This window comes from Mycobacterium sp. M23085 (genome assembly GCF_045343915.1).
GTDB lineage: Bacteria > Actinomycetota > Actinomycetes > Mycobacteriales > Mycobacteriaceae > Mycobacterium.
Window position 1 is genome coordinate 2445668 of sequence record NZ_CP174280.1, and the last position, 17375, is coordinate 2463042.

At 66.9% G+C, this 17375-nt stretch carries 21 protein-coding genes; 8 read left to right on the forward strand and 13 right to left on the reverse strand.

Annotated features, from left to right (window positions below):
* Window positions 1-13: 13 nt before the first annotated feature.
* From hemC to ACIUM1_RS11115, 3 genes are all read right to left on the reverse strand, one after another.
* Window positions 14-961, reverse strand: a complete 948-nt coding sequence (gene hemC, locus ACIUM1_RS11105) for a hydroxymethylbilane synthase (RefSeq protein ID WP_406817201.1) — start codon at window positions 959-961, stop codon at window positions 14-16.
* Window positions 962-974: 13 nt separating this feature from the next.
* Window positions 975-2345 carry a glutamyl-tRNA reductase gene (locus ACIUM1_RS11110; protein ID WP_406817202.1) on the reverse strand — a complete coding sequence of 457 codons (1371 nt, stop codon included), beginning with the start codon at window positions 2343-2345 and terminating at the stop codon, window positions 975-977.
* A 123-nt stretch (window positions 2346-2468) separates the two neighbouring features.
* The gene (locus tag ACIUM1_RS11115) at window positions 2469-2735 is read right to left on the reverse strand and encodes a glutaredoxin family protein (protein WP_406817203.1); all 267 of its coding nucleotides are present in this window, start codon (window positions 2733-2735) and stop codon (window positions 2469-2471) included.
* A 59-nt stretch (window positions 2736-2794) separates the two neighbouring features.
* On the opposite strand from ACIUM1_RS11115, the gene ACIUM1_RS11120 reads away from it, so the two are divergent.
* The gene (locus ACIUM1_RS11120; RefSeq protein ID WP_406817204.1) at window positions 2795-3103 is read left to right on the forward strand and encodes a WXG100 family type VII secretion target; all 309 of its coding nucleotides are present in this window, start codon (window positions 2795-2797) and stop codon (window positions 3101-3103) included.
* Entirely contained in the window at window positions 3096-3386 is a 291-nt protein-coding gene (locus ACIUM1_RS11125) for a WXG100 family type VII secretion target (protein ID WP_406817205.1), read from the forward strand. The genes ACIUM1_RS11120 and ACIUM1_RS11125 overlap by 8 nt, the downstream gene beginning before the upstream one ends.
* Window positions 3387-3650: 264 nt before the next feature.
* Here the strand turns inward: ACIUM1_RS11125 and ACIUM1_RS11130 are convergent, their stop codons facing one another.
* Window positions 3651-3887: a hypothetical protein gene (locus tag ACIUM1_RS11130; RefSeq protein WP_406817206.1), complete on the reverse strand. Its 237-nt coding sequence runs from the start codon at window positions 3885-3887 to the stop codon at window positions 3651-3653.
* Between ACIUM1_RS11130 and ACIUM1_RS11135 the strand changes: the two genes are divergently transcribed.
* From ACIUM1_RS11135 to ACIUM1_RS11155, 5 genes are all read left to right on the forward strand, one after another.
* The gene (locus ACIUM1_RS11135) at window positions 3886-5814 is read left to right on the forward strand and encodes an ADP-ribosyltransferase (RefSeq protein ID WP_406817207.1); all 1929 of its coding nucleotides are present in this window, start codon (window positions 3886-3888) and stop codon (window positions 5812-5814) included. The genes ACIUM1_RS11130 and ACIUM1_RS11135 overlap by 2 nt on opposite strands.
* Before the next feature lie 43 nt (window positions 5815-5857).
* Window positions 5858-6073: a hypothetical protein gene (locus tag ACIUM1_RS11140; protein WP_406817208.1), complete on the forward strand. Its 216-nt coding sequence runs from the start codon at window positions 5858-5860 to the stop codon at window positions 6071-6073.
* A 337-nt stretch (window positions 6074-6410) separates the two neighbouring features.
* Window positions 6411-7319 (forward strand): HAD family hydrolase, encoded by a 909-nt coding sequence (locus ACIUM1_RS11145; RefSeq protein WP_406817209.1) that lies wholly within the window; start codon window positions 6411-6413, stop codon window positions 7317-7319.
* A gap of 44 nt (window positions 7320-7363) precedes the next feature.
* Window positions 7364-7885 (forward strand): MaoC family dehydratase N-terminal domain-containing protein, encoded by a 522-nt coding sequence (locus ACIUM1_RS11150; protein WP_406817210.1) that lies wholly within the window; start codon window positions 7364-7366, stop codon window positions 7883-7885.
* Window positions 7886-8815 (forward strand): cyclopropane mycolic acid synthase family methyltransferase, encoded by a 930-nt coding sequence (locus tag ACIUM1_RS11155; RefSeq protein ID WP_406817211.1) that lies wholly within the window; start codon window positions 7886-7888, stop codon window positions 8813-8815.
* A 62-nt stretch (window positions 8816-8877) separates the two neighbouring features.
* Here the strand turns inward: ACIUM1_RS11155 and ACIUM1_RS11160 are convergent, their stop codons facing one another.
* The 9 genes from ACIUM1_RS11160 to ACIUM1_RS11200 all read right to left on the reverse strand — a co-directional run bounded on the left by ACIUM1_RS11160 (window position 8878) and on the right by ACIUM1_RS11200 (window position 16448).
* Entirely contained in the window at window positions 8878-9966 is a 1089-nt protein-coding gene (locus ACIUM1_RS11160; protein ID WP_406817212.1) for a lysophospholipid acyltransferase family protein, read from the reverse strand.
* Window positions 9948-11075: an SDR family oxidoreductase gene (locus tag ACIUM1_RS11165; protein WP_406817213.1), complete on the reverse strand. Its 1128-nt coding sequence runs from the start codon at window positions 11073-11075 to the stop codon at window positions 9948-9950. Before ACIUM1_RS11165 ends, ACIUM1_RS11160 begins: the two co-directional genes overlap by 19 nt.
* 52 nt (window positions 11076-11127) lie before the next feature.
* Complete coding sequence (locus ACIUM1_RS11170) at window positions 11128-11229, reverse strand: 30S ribosomal protein bS22 (protein ID WP_003402602.1); 102 nt, start codon at window positions 11227-11229, stop codon at window positions 11128-11130.
* Window positions 11230-11375: 146 nt separating this feature from the next.
* Entirely contained in the window at window positions 11376-11633 is a 258-nt protein-coding gene (locus ACIUM1_RS11175) for a cell division/environmental response transcriptional regulator (RefSeq protein ID WP_040629292.1), read from the reverse strand.
* A gap of 138 nt (window positions 11634-11771) precedes the next feature.
* Window positions 11772-12647 (reverse strand): pyrroline-5-carboxylate reductase, encoded by an 876-nt coding sequence (gene proC, locus ACIUM1_RS11180; protein ID WP_406817214.1) that lies wholly within the window; start codon window positions 12645-12647, stop codon window positions 11772-11774.
* A gap of 27 nt (window positions 12648-12674) precedes the next feature.
* On the reverse strand, window positions 12675-13538 hold the full coding sequence (locus tag ACIUM1_RS11185; RefSeq protein WP_406817215.1) for a thioesterase family protein: 864 nt from the start codon (window positions 13536-13538) through the stop codon (window positions 12675-12677).
* 26 nt (window positions 13539-13564) lie between these two features.
* Window positions 13565-14407, reverse strand: coding sequence for a sugar phosphate isomerase/epimerase family protein (locus ACIUM1_RS11190; RefSeq protein ID WP_406817216.1), 843 nt, complete (start codon window positions 14405-14407; stop codon window positions 13565-13567).
* A 14-nt stretch (window positions 14408-14421) separates the two neighbouring features.
* Entirely contained in the window at window positions 14422-15435 is a 1014-nt protein-coding gene (locus ACIUM1_RS11195; protein ID WP_406817217.1) for a hypothetical protein, read from the reverse strand.
* Window positions 15432-16448, reverse strand: coding sequence for a hypothetical protein (locus ACIUM1_RS11200; RefSeq protein WP_406817218.1), 1017 nt, complete (start codon window positions 16446-16448; stop codon window positions 15432-15434). Before ACIUM1_RS11200 ends, ACIUM1_RS11195 begins: the two co-directional genes overlap by 4 nt.
* A gap of 127 nt (window positions 16449-16575) precedes the next feature.
* Here ACIUM1_RS11200 and ACIUM1_RS11205 point away from each other — a divergent pair, with 127 nt between their 5' ends.
* A complete protein-coding gene (locus ACIUM1_RS11205; protein WP_406817219.1) occupies window positions 16576-17361 on the forward strand; it encodes a hypothetical protein in 786 nt (261 codons plus the stop codon).
* The last annotated feature ends 14 nt before the right edge of the window (window positions 17362-17375 follow it).

Below are 17375 nucleotides of genomic sequence, written 5' to 3' on the forward strand. Positions count from 1 at the left end.
AGGTAACTCGCATTTAATTTCCTTGCGGCGGGTTTTGCCGCGCTTGGCTCATCAGCTCTCGCGCGCCCAGCTCGAACAGCTCCGCGGCCACCGAAAGCCCTAGCTCCCGTGCCCGATCGGGACTGCCGATACCAGACGCGCGGATCACGTCGGACCCGTCCAGCGCCGCCACGCAGCCGCGCAGCGACAGCTCTTCGAAGATCCGGCCTTCCTCATCGATGGACTCGACCACTTCGGCGATCGCGCCCACCGGTGCGGAGCAACCGGCCTCCAGTTCGGCCAGCAGGGCTCGCTCCGCGGTGACCGACGCGCGCGTGTCGGCGTCGTCCAGTTCCGCCAGGACTGCCGCCAACCGGCTGTCACCGGCGCGGCATTCGACGGCGAGCGCACCCTGAGCCGGTGCTGGCAACATCTGCACCGGCTCTAGCGTCTCGGTGACATCGTCGAGGCGACCGATCCGGGCGAGTCCCGCCCGGGCTACCACGATCGCGTCGAGATCACCACTGCTTACCCTGTTCAACCTGGTATCTAGGTTGCCTCGTAGGGGGCGAATTTCCAAACCGAGACCCAATGCTCTAAGCTGCGCGGCCCGCCGCGGCGAGGAGGTGCCCACCAGCGAACCGGCCGGCAACTCCGCGAGCACCAGTCCATCCCGTGCGACCACCGCGTCGCGCGGGTCGTTGCGCAGCGGTATGGCCGCCACAGCAAACCGCGGATCGTCGGCGGTGGGCAGGTCCTTATGGGAGTGCACCGCGGCGTCGACACGGCCCTCCTCCATGGCCTCGCGCAGTGCGGTGGTGAAGACACCCACCCCGAGCGACTCGATGGGCCCCGACGAGCGGTCCCCGGCCGTCGTGATGGTCACCAGCTCCGCCGGATGCCCCAGCGCGATCAAAGCGTCCCTGACGACTCCGGCCTGGGTGGTGGCCAACAGGCTGCCCCGGGTGCCTATCCGGATCACGTTCGCCAATCGCCTACTCGGCGGTTTGCTGCGGAATACCCGCGTCGAATCCGGTTGCAATGACCGGCAATTCGCCGGCAGCCACGGCATCGACCGCGGTCTGATCAAGTTCGAAGAGTTCCCGCAACGCCTCGGCGTAGCTGTCACCGCCGGGCGCGCTGGCGAGCTGTTTGATCCGCACGGTCGGCGCGTGGAGCAACTTGTCCACCACCCGCCGCACGGTGCGGGCCACCTCTTCGCGCTGGGCGCTTTCCAGCCCGGGCAGCCGGTTGTCCAGGCGCAGCAGTTCCGCTTCGACCACATCGGCGGCGCGCTGACGCAACGCCGTGACCGTCGGCGTGACCTCGGCCATCCGCTGCCCGGCCAGATAGGCAGCAACTTCGGTGGCGACGATGGTGCGGGCGGCGTCGACGTCCGCGGCCGCGGCGTGGGCCGACGGCTCGTGCTGTACGCGGTCCACGTCGACGACCCACACGCCGGGCAGTCCCGCCACCGCCGGGTCGACGTCGCGCGGCATGCCCAGGTCGCAGATCACCAGGGGGTTCGTCTCTTCGTCGCGGTGCGCGGCGGCCAGCGCGTGGTGCACGTCGGCCAGCGAGACCACCGGGGTCACCGCCCCGGTACAGCTGACCACGACGTCGGCACCCGCCAGGGTGTCGGCCAGGCGATCCAAGGGCAGGGCGTCGGCCTGCACACCGCCGCTGCGGATCTTGCGGACCAGGCGCTGACCCCGGGACAGCGACCGGTTGACCACGTGCACGTGGCCGATGCCGGCACGGGAGAGGTGCGCGGCGGCCAGGGCGCCCATCGCCCCGGCGCCGACCAGGACCGCGGTCTTGCCCGACAACCGGCCCAGCCGGCGTTCGGCCATGTTCACCGCGACCGACACCACCGAGGCGCCGGCGGCGTCGATGGCGGTTTCGGCATGCACCCGCTTGCCCACCGACAGGGCGCGCTGGGCCAGCTCGTGCAGTATCCGGCCGACGGTGCGGTTGGTCTCGGCGGTGGCGTAGGCGCGCCGGACCTGGCCGAGCACCTGCTGCTCGCCGATCACCGCGGAATCCAGCCCGCTGGCGACCGCGAACAGGTGCTCGACGGCGGCCTCGCTGTATCGGACGTACGCGTACTTGGTGAGGTCGGCCATCGACATGCCGGACTGTTCCGACAACACCTGCCCGATCACCGCTAATCCGCCGTGGAACGCGTCCACCACGGCGTAGACCTCGACCCGGTTGCAGGTGGACAGCACCATGGCCTCGGTCACCAGCGGCGATTGCAACACCCGGTCGACGATCTTGCCCTGATCGGCCTCGTCGATGCTGAGTTGTTCCAGGACGGAGACCGGCGCACTGCGGTGCGAAACCCCGAAGAGCAAGACGCTCACGGCAGCATCACCTGGCCAGCTCCCTTGCTTCCTCCAGTAACTGAACTGCTGTCCACGGTAAACGTTTATCAGCTGGGCTACCAAATAATTGACCGACGTCACTGCGCCGGACGGTCGCCCTGGTCACGTGGCGAGGTCCGCCCGCAGCCGGGGCTCGTCGATCTCCCAGTAGCTGTGTTCGCGGCCGTCGAGCAGGACCACCGGCAGCCGGTCGCCGAACTCGGCCCGCAGCGCGGTGTCGCCCGCCGCGGCGGCGGCGTCGACGTCGGTCGTCGACAACTCGAAGCGGAGCTCGCCGGCCAGTTCGGCCAATCGGGCGTGGACGCTTTCGCAGATGGTGCACCCGTCGCGGGTCAACAGTTCCACCCGCCGCCGGGTCGCGTCAGTCATGGGCACCAGTGTGTCATCGGTGACTTGTGGGCCCATATACCAGGCGTTATGTTCCGCCTATGGCCGACGAGACGCTGCGGGTCGATCCCCTCGCGATGCAGGGCGCTGCCGTCTCGCTCAGCGGTGCGGCCGAGCAGCTTTCGGCCCAGCTTTCCCAGCTCGACGATCAGGTGGGCCAGATGCTGGGTGGCTGGCAGGGTGCGGCGGGCTCCGCGTATGGGTCGGCGTGGGAGCTGTGGCACCGGGGCGCCCGCGAGGTCGAGCTCGGGTTGTCGATGCTGGCACATCTGGTGGGCCAGGCCGGCGGGGCGTATCAAAGCAACGAGGCCGGGTCCGCCGAGGCGGAACGGGCGGTGCGTGGTGGCTGAGGCGTTTCGGGTCGACCCGCAGGCGTTGGCCGACGCGGTGCAGCGGATGGCGGCGTTTCAACGCTATGCCGAAGACATGATCACTGAAATCGATTCTCGCGTAACGCGATTGCACACCTCGTGGACGGGTGATGCCGCAGCGGCTCACGCCGAGGCGCATCAACACTGGGTGCGCGGCGAGGCGATGATGCGCCAAGCGCTGGCGCAACTGGAGAAGGCGGCCACGACCGCGCACGGCAACTACACCGGGGCGATGTCCACGAATCTCGGTATGTGGTCGTGAACGCATGGCGCCGCTGGCGTGTGACCCGACTGCCCTAGACCGCGCCGGTGGCACCGTACTGGCCACCGGTGTTTCGTTGGGATCGGTGATCTCGGGCTTGACCACGGCGCTGGCCGGCAGCGCCGGCATGGCCGGTGACGATCCGGTCGGCGCGGCGTTGGGTCGCGCATACGACGGCGCGGCGGCAAAGGTGATCGAGGCGATGACCAGAACCCGCAATGGGCTGTGCAGCATCGGCGACGGCGTGCGGATGTCGGCGCTCAACTATGCGCTGGCCGAGGCGATGTCGGATGTCGCGGGCCGGGAGAGCCTGCCGACACCGCCGGTCACGGCGCCGTTGACTGTCGGGGCTGCACCGCCGTCGGCCGTCGGCGCCGGCAGTAGCGCCCCGGCGGGCTGGAGCTGGGTCGCGCCGTATATCGGAATGATCTGGCCCACCGGCGATTCGGCGAAGTTGCGTGCCGCCGCCGCGGCGTGGACGACCGCGGGCGTGAACTTCATGACGACCGAGACCGCGGCAGGCGGCGGCACGATGGCTGCCATTGCAGCGCAGCAGATTCCCGAGGCCGCGGCGATCAACAAAGCGTTGGCCGATGCGACCGGCGCCACCACCAGCGTTGCACGGCAATGCCAAACGATCGCCGCGCAACTCAACAGCTACGCGGCCAAGATCGACAAGGTCCATGCGGCCATCCTGGATCTGTTGTCGCGCATCTGCGATCCGCTGACCGGGATCAAAGAGGTCTGGGACCTGCTGACCGACGAAGACGAAGACGAGATCAAAAGAATCGCCGACGACATCAAAACGGTGGTGGACAGCTTCGCCCAGGAAGCCGATACGCTCGCCGACCAGATCAAGACCACCGTGTCCGAGGCCGCCACCGCCGCAAAGGATATGGCGCACTGGGCGGACAAAGAGTGGGACCACTTTTTGCACGGCACCCCGGTGGGCAAGGCACTCAATCAGGTGGGCCAGACGTTCAAAGGCGTTGGCGTCGAAGGGTGGGATCTGCTCAAAGGGCTGTACGACATCAGCCAATTCCACGCCGTGCTCGACCCGAAGGGTTACGGCGAAACCATGGGCGGCATGGTTACCGGGGCCGGGACGCTCGTCGGCTTGGGGCCCGACGGAGGGCCCGGAGTCGCCGATTCGTGGAAAGCGCTGGGTAAGGACGTCACCCACTGGGACGAGTGGGGCAAGAACCCCGCCGAAGCCCTCGGAAAATCCATCTTCGACGTGGCAACTCTGGCTCTCCCCGGTGGGCCGCTGGCCAAGCTGGGAAAGGTCGGGCACGGTGCTGCCGATGCTCTCAAAGGCTTGAGGGAGCCGCCTGAAATTCCCAGGCCGCCGTCGGTCAAGCCTGCGGCGGAACCACCCCCGGCCGCCCCCAAGCCGCCGGAATCGCGCCAACCGGCACCCGCAGCCGCGGGCAAGCCAGGGCCGTCGGGCAAGCCGGCGCCGCTGCCCGCGGACGGTCCGCTGCCGCACAGCACCACCGAGTCCAAGCCGCCGCCCGTCGAGAAGCCGCCTGCCGCGGAGCCGCCCAGACCGACCGCGGAGCCGCCCAAACCGACCGCGGCGCCGGCCGCGCCCGGCGGTAGGGCGCCGGTGGCTGCGCATGCGGGAGACACCGCGTTACCCGATGCGAAACCACCCGAGCCCGTCCCCGCTCACGCACACGCGGCTGCGCCGCACCTGCCGACGCCGGCGTCTGCCCCGACGTTCGGCGGGATCCCCGCCGAAGCACCTCCCGGCCTGGGTGAGGTTCCCCACGGTGGCGAGCCACCCACCCATCCCGGTGAGCCGCGCGGCGGGGACCCACACCCGCCCGGCAATGGCGGGGACCCACACCCGCCCGCCGACGGCGGTGCCCATAAGCCGCCCGACGGCGACCCGAAAGAGCCCAACGGCCACGGAGCGCACCACCCGGATACGGACAACAGCAGCAATCACCATTTACCACTGCACCCGCTTAACTCGGATGATCTGGCCGCGCTCGCTCACTACACTGGGCCCGGATACCAAGACCTGAATTCTGCCCTTAGGGAAGGCGCGTTGGACGCATCTCAACAGGACCGTGTTGACGCACTTCACAAAGCGTTGGAGAAACTTCCGATGTATGAAGGCGCCGTAGTCCGCGGCACAAACCTGCCGGCCGATGTGCTCGAACAGTACCGGCCCGGCGAAGTAATTACGGAGGCTGCCTTCACTAGCACGTCAACGGACCATACTGTAGCTCTGTCACCTACTTTCGCCGGAAACACCGAGTTCAGAATCTGGTCGACTACAGGACGAGATGTTTCTTCCGTGTCGATGTTTCCAGGTGAGCAAGAAGTATTGTTTCCAGCCGGGTCAAAATTTTATGTCGTAAGCAAGACAATAGATCCTAAGACAGGTAGGACGATTATTGAAATGATCGAACGCTGACTGGCTATTCCGCTCTCACCTTGAGATCCTGACGGGAGTCTAAATGAGCAAAAAGATTGCTGGCAAGACTTTTTCGACACCAGAAGAAGCTGGTGTCACCGCGCCCACAGAAGAAGAATTAGCGCGCGCAAGACGGGGCTTCGACGAATTTCAGGCCAAAGTCGACGCTGTTGCTCCAGGGGACCGAAAAATAAACGTTTCGCCGAAATTTTGGGATGATATCTCTGGGACCGAGTATGACCCCAACAAGAAAGCTTAGACGAATTTTCGGTATAGCGTCGTTGATCAGTAGCGGCATCTAGGCCTCACCGCATTTCCCGCATTCCTGCATCGGATCGTTGCATCGTGGTGAGTGTGCATAGCGATTGCCGAACAAACCAACATGGAAGTCCTCGCGCTGTCTTTCGATGAACTGACTGCCGCACTGCTCGAGGGCATGCCGGACAACGTCACCGCTCAGGTCCCACGCCGGAGGGAGTAGGGCCCGCTCCACCAGCCCGGGACACGTCAGCGCCCGGCCGTCATCAGCCCGATAGGGTTGAAGGTCGGGCACCCGCTGGGTCGCCAGGCAACACAGCGATCTAGGAGGTTTGACGATGACTTCCTCTGACCCGGGCAACGCGGACCACACCGGTTACGTCGACCCGGAGTCGCTGGCCGCCGACGCCAGCGCCGCCCGCGCGATCGAGGGCATGCAGGAAGCCGCCGCCTCGCAGGACCGCCCCCAACCGCCGATCGACCTGACCGCCGCCGCCTTCTTCGACGTGGACAACACGCTCGTGCAGGGCTCGTCGGCGGTGCATTTCGGACGCGGGCTGGCCACCCGCAACTACTTCACCTATCGCGACGTGCTCGGATTCCTCTACGCGCAGGCCAAGTTCCAGATTCTCGGGACGGAAAACAGCAACGACGTCGCCGCCGGCCGGCGCAAGGCGCTCGCCTTCATCGAGGGCCGCTCGGTCGAACAGCTGGTCGCCCTGGGCGAGGAGATCTACGACGAGATCATCGCCGACAAGATCTGGCCCGGCACCCGTGAACTCACCCAGATGCATCTGGACGCCGGGCAGCAGGTCTGGCTGATCACCGCCACGCCCTACGAGCTCGCCGCCACCATCGCCCATCGGCTCGGCCTGACCGGCGCGCTGGGCACGGTCGCGGAATCGGTCGACGGTGTCTTCACCGGCAGACTGGTCGGCGACATCCTGCACGGCACGGGCAAGGCGCACGCGGTCCGGTCGCTGGCGATTCGCGAGGGGCTCAACCTGAAACGTTGCACCGCCTACTCGGACAGCTTCAACGACGTGCCCATGCTGTCGCTGGTCGGCACCGCGGTCGCCATCAATCCCGACGCACGGCTGCGCGCCCTGGCCAGGGAGCGTGGCTGGGAGATTCGCGACTTCCGCACCGCTCGAAAGGCGGCCAGGATCGGGGTGCCGTCGGCGCTGGCGCTGGGCGCAGCCGGTGGTGCGCTGGCTGCGCTGGCCTCTCGGCGGCAATCACGCTGATAAGCTGCGCCGCTGACACACAATCGAGCGGAGGGCATATCGCCATGACGGTCCCCAAGGAAGCCGAAGGACTTATCGGCAGCCATTACCGCGCACCTGATTACTTCGAGGTCGGTCGCGAGAAGATCCGTGAGTTCGCGATGGCGATCAAGGACGACCACCCGGCGCACTTCGACGAGCGGGAATCCGAGAAAGCGGGGTACCCCGACATGGTGGCGCCGCTGACGTTCCTCGCCATTGCGGGGCGCCGCGTTCAGCTGGAGATCTTCACCAAGTTCAGCATTCCGATCAACATCGCCCGGGTCATTCACCGCGACCAGAAGTTCAAGTTCCACCGGCCGATCCTGGCGCACGATAGGCTGTACTTCGACACTTACCTCGACTCGGTGATCGAGTCCCACGGCACCGTGTTGGCGGAGATCCGCAGCGAAGTGACCGATGGCGATGGAAAGCCGATCGTCACGAGTGTCGTCACGATGCTGGGAGAGTCCTCAAACCAGGAGGACGTTGAAGCTACCGCCGCGGCAGTGGCATCCATATCCGCAGGAAAGTTAGGGGCTTTGTAAATGTCTGCACAGGGGGAAGCTGGAAGCACGCAGCTGAAGCCGCCGGTCGAGAAAGTCCGGTCGCACTACGACAAGTCGAACGAGTTCTTCAAGCTCTGGCTGGACCCGTCGATGACCTACAGCTGCGGTTACTTCGACGAGAACCCGGACCCGCAGAATCTGACCAAGACGCTGGAAGAGGCGCAATACGCCAAGCGGAAGCTCGCGCTGGACAAGCTGAACCTTGAGCCCGGCATGACGTTGCTGGACATCGGCTCCGGCTGGGGCTCGACCATGCGGCACGCCGTGGCCGAGTACGACGTCAACGTCATCGGCCTGACGCTGAGCGAGAACCAGTACGCCCACTGCGTGGCGGAGTTCGACAAAATGGACAGCCCGCGCCGCAAGGAGGTGCGGATCCAGGGCTGGGAGGAATTCCCCGGCGACGTACCGATCGACCGCATCGTGTCGCTGGGCGCGTTCGAGCACTTCGCCGACGGTGCCGGCGACGCCGGGTACGAGCGTTACGCCACCTTCTTCAAGAAGTACTACGACCTGCTGCCCGACGACGGCCGGATGCTGCTGCACACCATCGTGGTGCCCTCCGCCGAAGAGGGCAAAGCGATGGGCTTGCAGGTGAACATGACCCTGCTGCGGTTCATCAGCTTCATCCTGAAGGAGATTTACCCGGGCGGTAAGTTGCCCCAGGTCGACCTGGTCGACAAGTACGCGACTGACGCGGGTTTCAAGATCGAGCGCCATCACTTCATCGGCAAGAACTACGTTCCGACGTTGACGGCCTGGGGGGATGCCCTGGAGGCGCACAAGGAAGAGGCGATCGCCCTGAAGGGGCAGGAGACCTACGACATCTACTTGAAGTACTTGCGGGGCTGCTCGGACCTGTTCCGGGACGGCTACACGAACGTCTGCCAGTTCACCATGGTCAAGTAGTCGGCTTCGTCAAAGGTCAACGCCATCGCGGCTTTCCGCGGTGGCGTTTCCTTTTGCGCGGCTCAGCCGAAGAAGATGTTGCGACGCCCGGCCAGCAGCCGGTACAGCGTCTGCTGGATGGTCTCACGCACCTGGTCGGTCAGCTCGAAGGTGACCATCGGGTCGTCGGCGTCGGCGGCGGAATAGTCGTCGGTGTAGATCGGCTCACCGAACGCGATGTGCCATTTCGACGGCAGCGGAACCAGGCCCACGGGCCCGGCCAGCGGGAACAGCGGCGTGATCGGGAAGTACGGCAGCCCGAACAGCCGCGCCAGCAGCTTGACGTCGGCGATCATCGGGTAGATCTCCTCGGACCCGATGATCGAACACGGAATGATCGGCGCCTTGGTCTTCAGCGCCGCCGTGACGAATCCACCCCGGCCGAACCGCTGCAGCCGGTAGCGGTCCTCGAAGCGCTTGCCCAGCCCCTTGTAGCCCTCCGGGAACACGGCGGTGAGCTCGCCGGCGGCGAGCAACCGGTGCGCGTCCGTCGCGCAGGCCATGGTGTGCCCGGCCTTGCGGGCCGCCTCGCCCACCACGGGCAGATCGAACACCATGTCGGCGGCGAGCAGTCGCAGCTCGCGATGCGCGGGGTGCTCGTCATGCACGGCCACCGACAGCATCAGCCCGTCGAACGGCAACACACCGGCATGGTTGGCGACCACCAGCCCGGCGCCGTCGGCGGGCAGGTTGTCGATCCCGCTCACCTCGACCCGGAACCAGGATCGGAAGAACGGCCGCAGCAACGGCAGAACGATCGCGCTGTTGAAGTGCGGGTCGAAGCCGAACTCGTCGACGGTGTAGTCGCCGGTGAGTCGCTGGCGGAGGAATCCGGCCACCGAGGCGACCCGCTGCGCCAGATCATTCAGCGGTGCGTCGGCCGACGATGCCCCCGCGGCGCGGCGGTGCTCGTCGATTTCACGAACCACCGCGGCGATCTGCTCGGCCGAGGCATGCCCATTCGGATCAGACAGTAACGAGGGGTGCTGGCGAGATGAGTCTGCTCGTTGATCGGCTCTCCGACGCGCCGCTACCCGAGCCCGATTCGTATGCAGTGGAATGACATTCGCTCTGGTTTCACCCGCCACGATTCCTACCTGACCCCACCCCACGGAATTGGATTTCGGCTACCCAAGCGCTGAGCTAGGGATATGGCGCGACCTTCCCAGGAGCGTACCCGATCCGGGTCGATAATGGGAGTCAGGCTTCGGCCGCGAACGTAGTCGTCAAATGCTTCCGCCGTCGACCATTTCGGCTGAAAACCAAGTTCTGATCGCATCCGACTGGTATCCATGACTCTGCCGTAACTCAAGTAATCAAACTGATCACGACTGATTTCGTTGTAACGGTTTGCGCGTCGTAACGAATCCAGGGCCCACACGCCGAATCCCGGTACTGGCAACGGAATCCGGCCGGCCCGCCGGATCGCCTGCGAGAGCATGATGATGCCGTCGGCGCCGATGTTGAACGTTCCGGCCTTGCCGGCCATCGCCGCGCGTTCCAGGGCACCGAGCGCATCCTGCTCGTGCAGCAGTTGCAGTCGCGCATCCCGGCCGAACATCGTTGGCACCAAAGGGCCGGCCAGATAGCGCGACAGCGTGGTGTCCATCGCCGGACCGATCATGTTGGCCAGCCGCAGGATCGTCACGGCGATGTCGGGCCGGCGCCGCCCCAATCCGCGCGCGTAGGCCTCGATGTCGAGGCTGTCCTTGGCGAAACCGTTGCGGAACGGGCGACGGCTGGTGCTGTCCTCCGTGAACATCACCGGATCGTGAGCGCTCGAGCCGTAAACCTCGGACGTCGACTTGAGCACCACCCGGCGCACCGAGGGCGCCTTCTGACAGGCCGCGAACAGCTGCATCGCGCCCATCACGTTGATCTCTTTCAACGCCGCGGTGCCGCCGGAGCGCGGCGCGTACGACGCGGCCGCCGCGTGCACCACCGTGTCGACGTCGCCGTTGCGAATCACCTTGGCTATGAAGGGATTACGGATGTCGGCCCGGACGAACTCGGCGCGCCCCATCCGGCGCAGCATGTCCTTGCTCGGGGCTATCGCATCCACCGCGATGACCCCGTTGATCATCGGGTTCTGCGCGAGCCGAGCCGTCAGGTAGCCGCCCAGGAACCGGCAGGCCCCGGTGACCAGCACGACCTTGGGGTAATGCACGGTGTCGCCGGCGGTGTCGCCCGGCCCGGCGTTCTCCCCATTCGACGGATCCACCCGAACAGCCTAGCGGCCAGGCCAGGGAGGCGGCACTATGCCGCGGACGGGGTTACTTACCGAGTTTTCTGCGCTGCACCCGGGTGCGACGCAGCAGCTTGCGGTGCTTCTTCTTCGACATACGCTTGCGCCGCTTCTTGATTACTGAACCCATGAACTCCGCTATCTGACCGTGACCTGCTTCAAAGATTGGACCCGGACACTTTACCCGGCGGAACGCACCGAACACCAAACCGGCGTCGGCGGATCGCCGCGTGACCACGGAGCCTGAGTGCCGCCCGGAAGCGGCACCGATTCAGGTCAGCCCGCGTCGAAGTAGGACGTCTCCAGCATGTCGTGGACGGCCTTGGCGTGCACCCGGAAGGACCGGCCCACCCGGACCGCGGGCAACTCGCCGTTATGCACCAACCGGTACACCGTCATTTTGGAGACCCGCATCAACGCCGCCACCTCAGCGACGGTGAGAAACTGAGTCCTGCCCTGCTGGCTGTCGACGGAACTGGCGTCCCGCGGCTTACCTGCAGCATCTCGCGCCGATGGCCCGTTACTAGACGTCATCGCAACCCAATCGTGTCAGGCACGCGCATGCCAGCGGCTTCCCCTCCGCTGGCACCCACACGTGCTTACAAGAGGAGAATAGCGGGACTAATGGGGTTACTGGTACTGGTGGGGGACAATCAGTTCAAAAAACTTGGATTACTCTGATGTAATTCTTAGCTGCTCAGAGCGCATTTTGGCGGCCTGAACGGCCGCGTCCACGGCCGCTCGCAGCCCCCCTCGTTCCAGCTCACGCAGGCCGGCCGCGGTGGTGCCGCCGGGCGAGGTCACTGTCGCTCTCAGCTGCGTCGCGGTAGCGTCCATCCGCGGTCCCGAAGCCTCCGCCTCGCCCAGCTGCCGATCAGCGTCCATGCGCTCGAGCAGCATCGCGGCCGAGCCGGCCATGGTCTGCGCGGTCAGGTCGGCGGCGACCTCGCGGCTCAGGCCCGCGGCGACGCCCGCGTCGATCAGGGCCTCGACCAGCAGGAAGAAATACGCCGGTCCGGAGCCTGACAGCGCGGTGACGGCGTCCATCTGGCCCTCCGGAACGCTCAGCACGCCGCCCACGGAGTCGAACAGGGCCGAGACGCCTTCGAGCTGTGGCGCGGTGACGAACCTGCCCTTGGCCAGGGCCGTGACCCCGGCGCCGACCAGGGCCGCCGCGTTCGGCATCGCCCGCACCACCGGCGTCCCGGCCGGAAGCTTCGACTCGAAGTAGGTGATGGTGATGCCGGCCGCCACCGTGACGAAGACCTGCTCGGCGGTGTCGTTGTCCGCCCCGGCGGCCGCACGGGCGATCTCGGCCATCACCGACTCGACATCCGCGGGCTTGACCGCGACCACGACGAACGACGCGTTCTCCACCGCGTCGGACACCGAGCTGATCAGCACCGAATACGTGTCGGCCAGATACTTGGCGCGCTCCGGAACGCGCTCGACCACCACCAGGTCTTTGACCTGCCGGCCCGCTCGCAGCAGACCCGACAGCAGTGCCTCCCCGATGCTGCCGCCACCGATGATCGCGATTCTTGCCATGCCGGAAAGCATCGCAGACAGCGCGTCCTAGCGAGCGGCAGGGACCAATGCCAATTGACGGGCCTGCACCACCAGGCGCCCCAGGCTGTCGACGACGGTGTGATCCTCGTCGAACCAGTCGTGCCCGATCTCGGTGCAGGTGGCGACGATGCGCAGCCAGCCGTCCGCCGGCAGGCCCCGCAGAAACGCCGTGAGCTGGATTGTGGGCGCCCAGCCGGTGCGGTCGACGGCGAAGGTCACCGGCGCGGACAGATCGCCGCACATGAGCGCAAACAGGGCGTCTGGGGCCACACCGCGGGGGCGCGCCCACATCTGGATCACCGGCGGGCGCCCGTCGCTGCGCGGCGCCATCGTCGACAACACCGGCCGCACGTCGCAGCCCTCCCCCAGGTGCACGAGGCCGGCCAGCGGGTGCCCCGGTCCGATCGGCTCGATGTCGTCCGGGGGCTCGGGCGCCATCAGGCCCAACACCGGGTTGGCCGACAGCAGGGGTCGGGCTACCCCGTCCGAGCCGTCCCGATGCCAGTGCTCGGGCTGGCCGAGGTTGACCACCGCGTGTACCGCGGTGCGGTCCCCCTGGTTCAGTTCGACGTCGACGACGCTGATCCGACGGCCCCGCTTGCGAATGGAGGTCACCAACTCGACCTGGCCGGGATCGGGCGCCCACAGGAAGCTCGCCGACACGGTGACAGGTTCCAGGACCGGCAGCTGAACCGATTCGAGCCCGTCGGAGGGCGCCCCGCAGGCGGTGCGCGCGGCGTTGGCGCAGAGCGCCAGCATCGCGCCGCCGTGCACCTTGGGACCGATGGTCCACCGCTTGTCGAGCTCGCCCTCAAAGACGCCTGAACCGGCCTCCCGCAACGTCATTGCGGTGGTGAATAGGGCACTCATGTTGTTCGGGTGTTCTCCTGGCGTGGTCAGCGCAGCAGATGCGTGCGGGCAAACTGCAGCGATTCGGCGAGCATATCTTCGCGCTCGTCGGCGGAACGCGCGCTGGACGTGGACACCTCCAGGATGACGTGCCCGGCGAAATGGCTGCCTGCCAGCATCTGGCATACCTCGGCGGTGGGTTGCGTGCCGCGTCCGGGCACCAGGTGCTCGTCGGCGGGTAGACCGTTGCCGTCGCATAGGTGCAGATGCACCAGCCCTGCTCCCATCCGCTCGGCCATGTCCAGTGCGTCGGTGCCCGCGGTCGCGGTATGGGACAGGTCCAGCGTGTAGTGGGCGTGGTTGCCGTCGAGCGGGTCATAGGAGGGCGCGAACGCCGAAATCGCCGGGCCGGGCCCGCCCCCGCGTTTGCGCATCCGTTCCAGTGACTGGCCCGCGCCGAAGAACCGGTCCGCCCGAAAGGGGAACATGTTCTCCACCGCGACCATCACGTCGCTGGACGCTTCCAGCGTCGCCACCTGCTCGGAGAAACCCTCGGCGTAGCGCCGCTGCCAGCGAAACGGCGGGTGCACGACCACGGTCTGGGCGCCCAGCTGTTCGGCGGCGCGCACGCTGCGGTCGAGTTTGGGGATCGGGTTGGCGCCCCACACCCGTTGCGAGATCAGCAGGCAGGGCGCGTGCACGGATAACACCGGGATGCGATAGCGCTCAGACAGCTTCTTGACTGCGGCGACGTCCTGGCTGACCGTCTCGGCCCACACCATCAGCTCGACGCCGTCATAGCCGAGCCGGGCCGCGTACTCGAAGGCGGCTTCGGCCCGCAACGGGTACACCGAAGCCGTGGAAAGGCCGACTTTGATGGCTGGGCGCACTGTTTGCGGTGCCGCTAGCCCGACTGCAACGACAGCGCCAAGGGTCCCAGGGTGATCAGCGCACCCACCGCGACCGCGATCAACGTGCTGGCGATGTCCTCGGTTTTGCGAACCACCCGGACCCCGGCCACCAGGCCCAGGATCACCAGCACCGACAGCACCAGCGCCACCAGGCTGTTCCAGCGCCACAGTTGATCGAAGGCCACGAACAGCCCGCCGCCGAACGCGACGGCCAGCATCGACTGCAGCACGACCACGCCGCCGCGCCACACCGCGTCGAATCGGCCCTGCTCCGGGTGGGCATCCGGGCCCGCGTCCGCGTGGCGGTCCTCGACATCCAGGTGCTCGTCATCGCTGAGCACCCCGGCGGGCAACGGTCCCGATCCGTCCTCGTCGTCCTCGGCATCCCCGGACCGCAGGAAGGAACGCACGTACGCGGAATCCTCCAGCGCCGGTTCGGCCTCGCGAACCTCGGAGTCCATGACGTCAACCGGGACATCGGCGTAGTGGTCCAGCGGGTCGAAGCTCATGTCCTCGGCCCCGGAACCGGTGCCCGAGCCGGACGAGCCGGCCGGGCCGGAGTCGGGCAGCGGCCGCGGGTACTCGCTGCGCTCGGGGCCCGCCGCCCGCTTGGGCTGCGGCGGTGACTTGGGCCAGCGCGGCTCGGGCTCGGACCAGTAGGGCGCTTTGGGCTCGGCTTTGGTCACCGGCTCGGCTTTGGTCACCGACTCGGCTTTGGTGACCGCCTCGGCGTCCCGGGCGGCGGTCTCAGTGGGCGGGTCCGGCTCGACGGCGTCGATCGTGTCGGTGGCTTCGTTGGCGTTGCGGGCGGGTTCGTCGTCGTCATCGCGGATCACCGGGAGGTCGCCGGTCAGCTCGGCGACGGTCACCGAGTCGCTGTCGCCGCGCCGGCGTCGCCGCCGCCGGGTGACAGCCGGGGCACCGATGGTTCCGTTTCTGGCCAGCAGTTCGGCCACCGAGATGGGCCGAGTGCCGGGGCTCTCGGTCTCGGAGTGCGGTCCGGTCATGGTTTGTCGCCTCTCGATCGGTTCTGATTCCGATCAACTACCTGACCTCCAGCATTGCGCACCGAAGGCTCCATCAGGGCCGTTCCGTCGGCTTCGCTGTCGAGTTTGCGCAAGATGAGACCTTCCCGTAATGCCCACGGGCAAATATCCACCGATTCGATCGACAGCGCTCGCATACTCGCCTCCGCCACCAGAGCGCCCGCAACTATCTGCGGCGCCCGCTCGGCGCTCACTCCTTCCAGTTCTGCCCGGTCAGCGGTCGTCATCCTAGAGATGAAAGATATGAGTTGCCTGAGGCCGTTTGCTGTGAGCGTCCGCTTGACCCGCGGTCCAGCGCCCGACGGCGCCGCGCCGGTGAGCCGCGCCAGCGAGCGAAAGGTCTTCGATGTCGCCACCGTCAGGTCGGGACTGCCTGCCTCGAGGATGTTGACGCTGGCCTCCGCGAGCTCGGCGTCCAGCCAATCCCGCAGCATCGCCACCCGCCGCCGGCCGGGCGGATCGTCGGGCAGCCACTCACGGGTCAGCCGTCCGGCGCCCAGCGGCAGCGACAACGCGACCTCGGGCTCCTCGTCGACGCCGCTAGACATCTCCAACGAGCCGCCACCGATGTCGAGGTTGATGATGCGGCCCGCGCTCCACCCGTACCACCGGCGCACCGCCAGGAAGGTCAGCCGCGACTCGTCGACCCCGGTCAGCACCCGCAACTCGACGCCGGTCTCCTTGCGCACCCGGCTCAGCACCTCGTCGGAGTTGCCCGCGTCCCGGACCGCGGATGTGGCGAAGGCCATCAGCTCCGCGCAGCCCGAACTGTCGGCGATCTTGGCGAATTCGTCGATCGTGGAGATCAGCTTCTCGGCGCCGCGCTTGGTGATCTTGCCGGCGCTGTCGGTCGCCTCGGCCAGGCGCAGGGTGGCTTTCGTCGAACTCATCGGCGTCGGGTGACCGCCCCGGTGTGCATCGACCACCAGCAGGTGCACCGTGTTGCTGCCCACGTCTAGAACGCCCAATCGCACGCAAACAACCTAACGAAGCCCTGGCGGTGGTGCTTTGCGCGACCCGGTCAACCCGCCGTGATCGGGGCCATACGGGCCCCGAGTGTCCGCGCCTCGCATGGGCGGAAAAGTGGTCTAACGTGGACTGGTGGGGAATTCGCACCCGGGACCGGGACGAGAGGTCGAGCTGGACTTCGCCCGCGAATGGGTGGAGTTCTACGATCCCGACAACCCCGAGCACCTGATCGCTGCGGACCTGACCTGGCTGCTGTCCCGATGGACCTGCGTGTTCGGCACTCCGGCCTGCCAAGGCACCGTTGAAGGCCGCCCGGACGACGGGTGCTGCTCACACGGTGCGTTCCTGTCCGACGACGACGACCGCGCCCGCCTCGACGACGCGGTGCAGAAACTGACCGACGCCGATTGGCAATTTCGCGAAAAAGGGTTGGGCCGCAAGGGATATCTGGAGCTCGACGAGCACGACGGCCAACCGCAGTACCGCACCCGCAAGCACAAAGACGCGTGCATCTTTTTGAACCGGCCGGGTTTCCCGGGCGGTGTCGGCTGCGCGCTGCACAGCAAGGCGCTCAAGCTGGGCGTGCCGCCGCTGACCATGAAGCCCGATGTCTGCTGGCAGTTGCCGATCCGTCGCAGCCAGGAATGGGTGACCCGGCCCGACGGCACCGAGATCCTCAAGACCTGGGTCACCGAATACGACCGCCGCGGTTGGGGTTCCGGTGGGGCCGATCTGCACTGGTACTGCACCGGCGACCCGGCCGCCCATGTCGGCGCCAAGCAGGTCTGGGAGAGCCTGGCCGACGAACTCAGCGAGCTGCTGGGCGCGAAGGCCTACGCGGAACTGGCCGCAATGTGCAAGCGCCGCAGCAAGTTAGGGCTCATCGCGGTGCACCCGGCCACTCGCCTCGCCGAGTAGCCGGGCAGGCGACC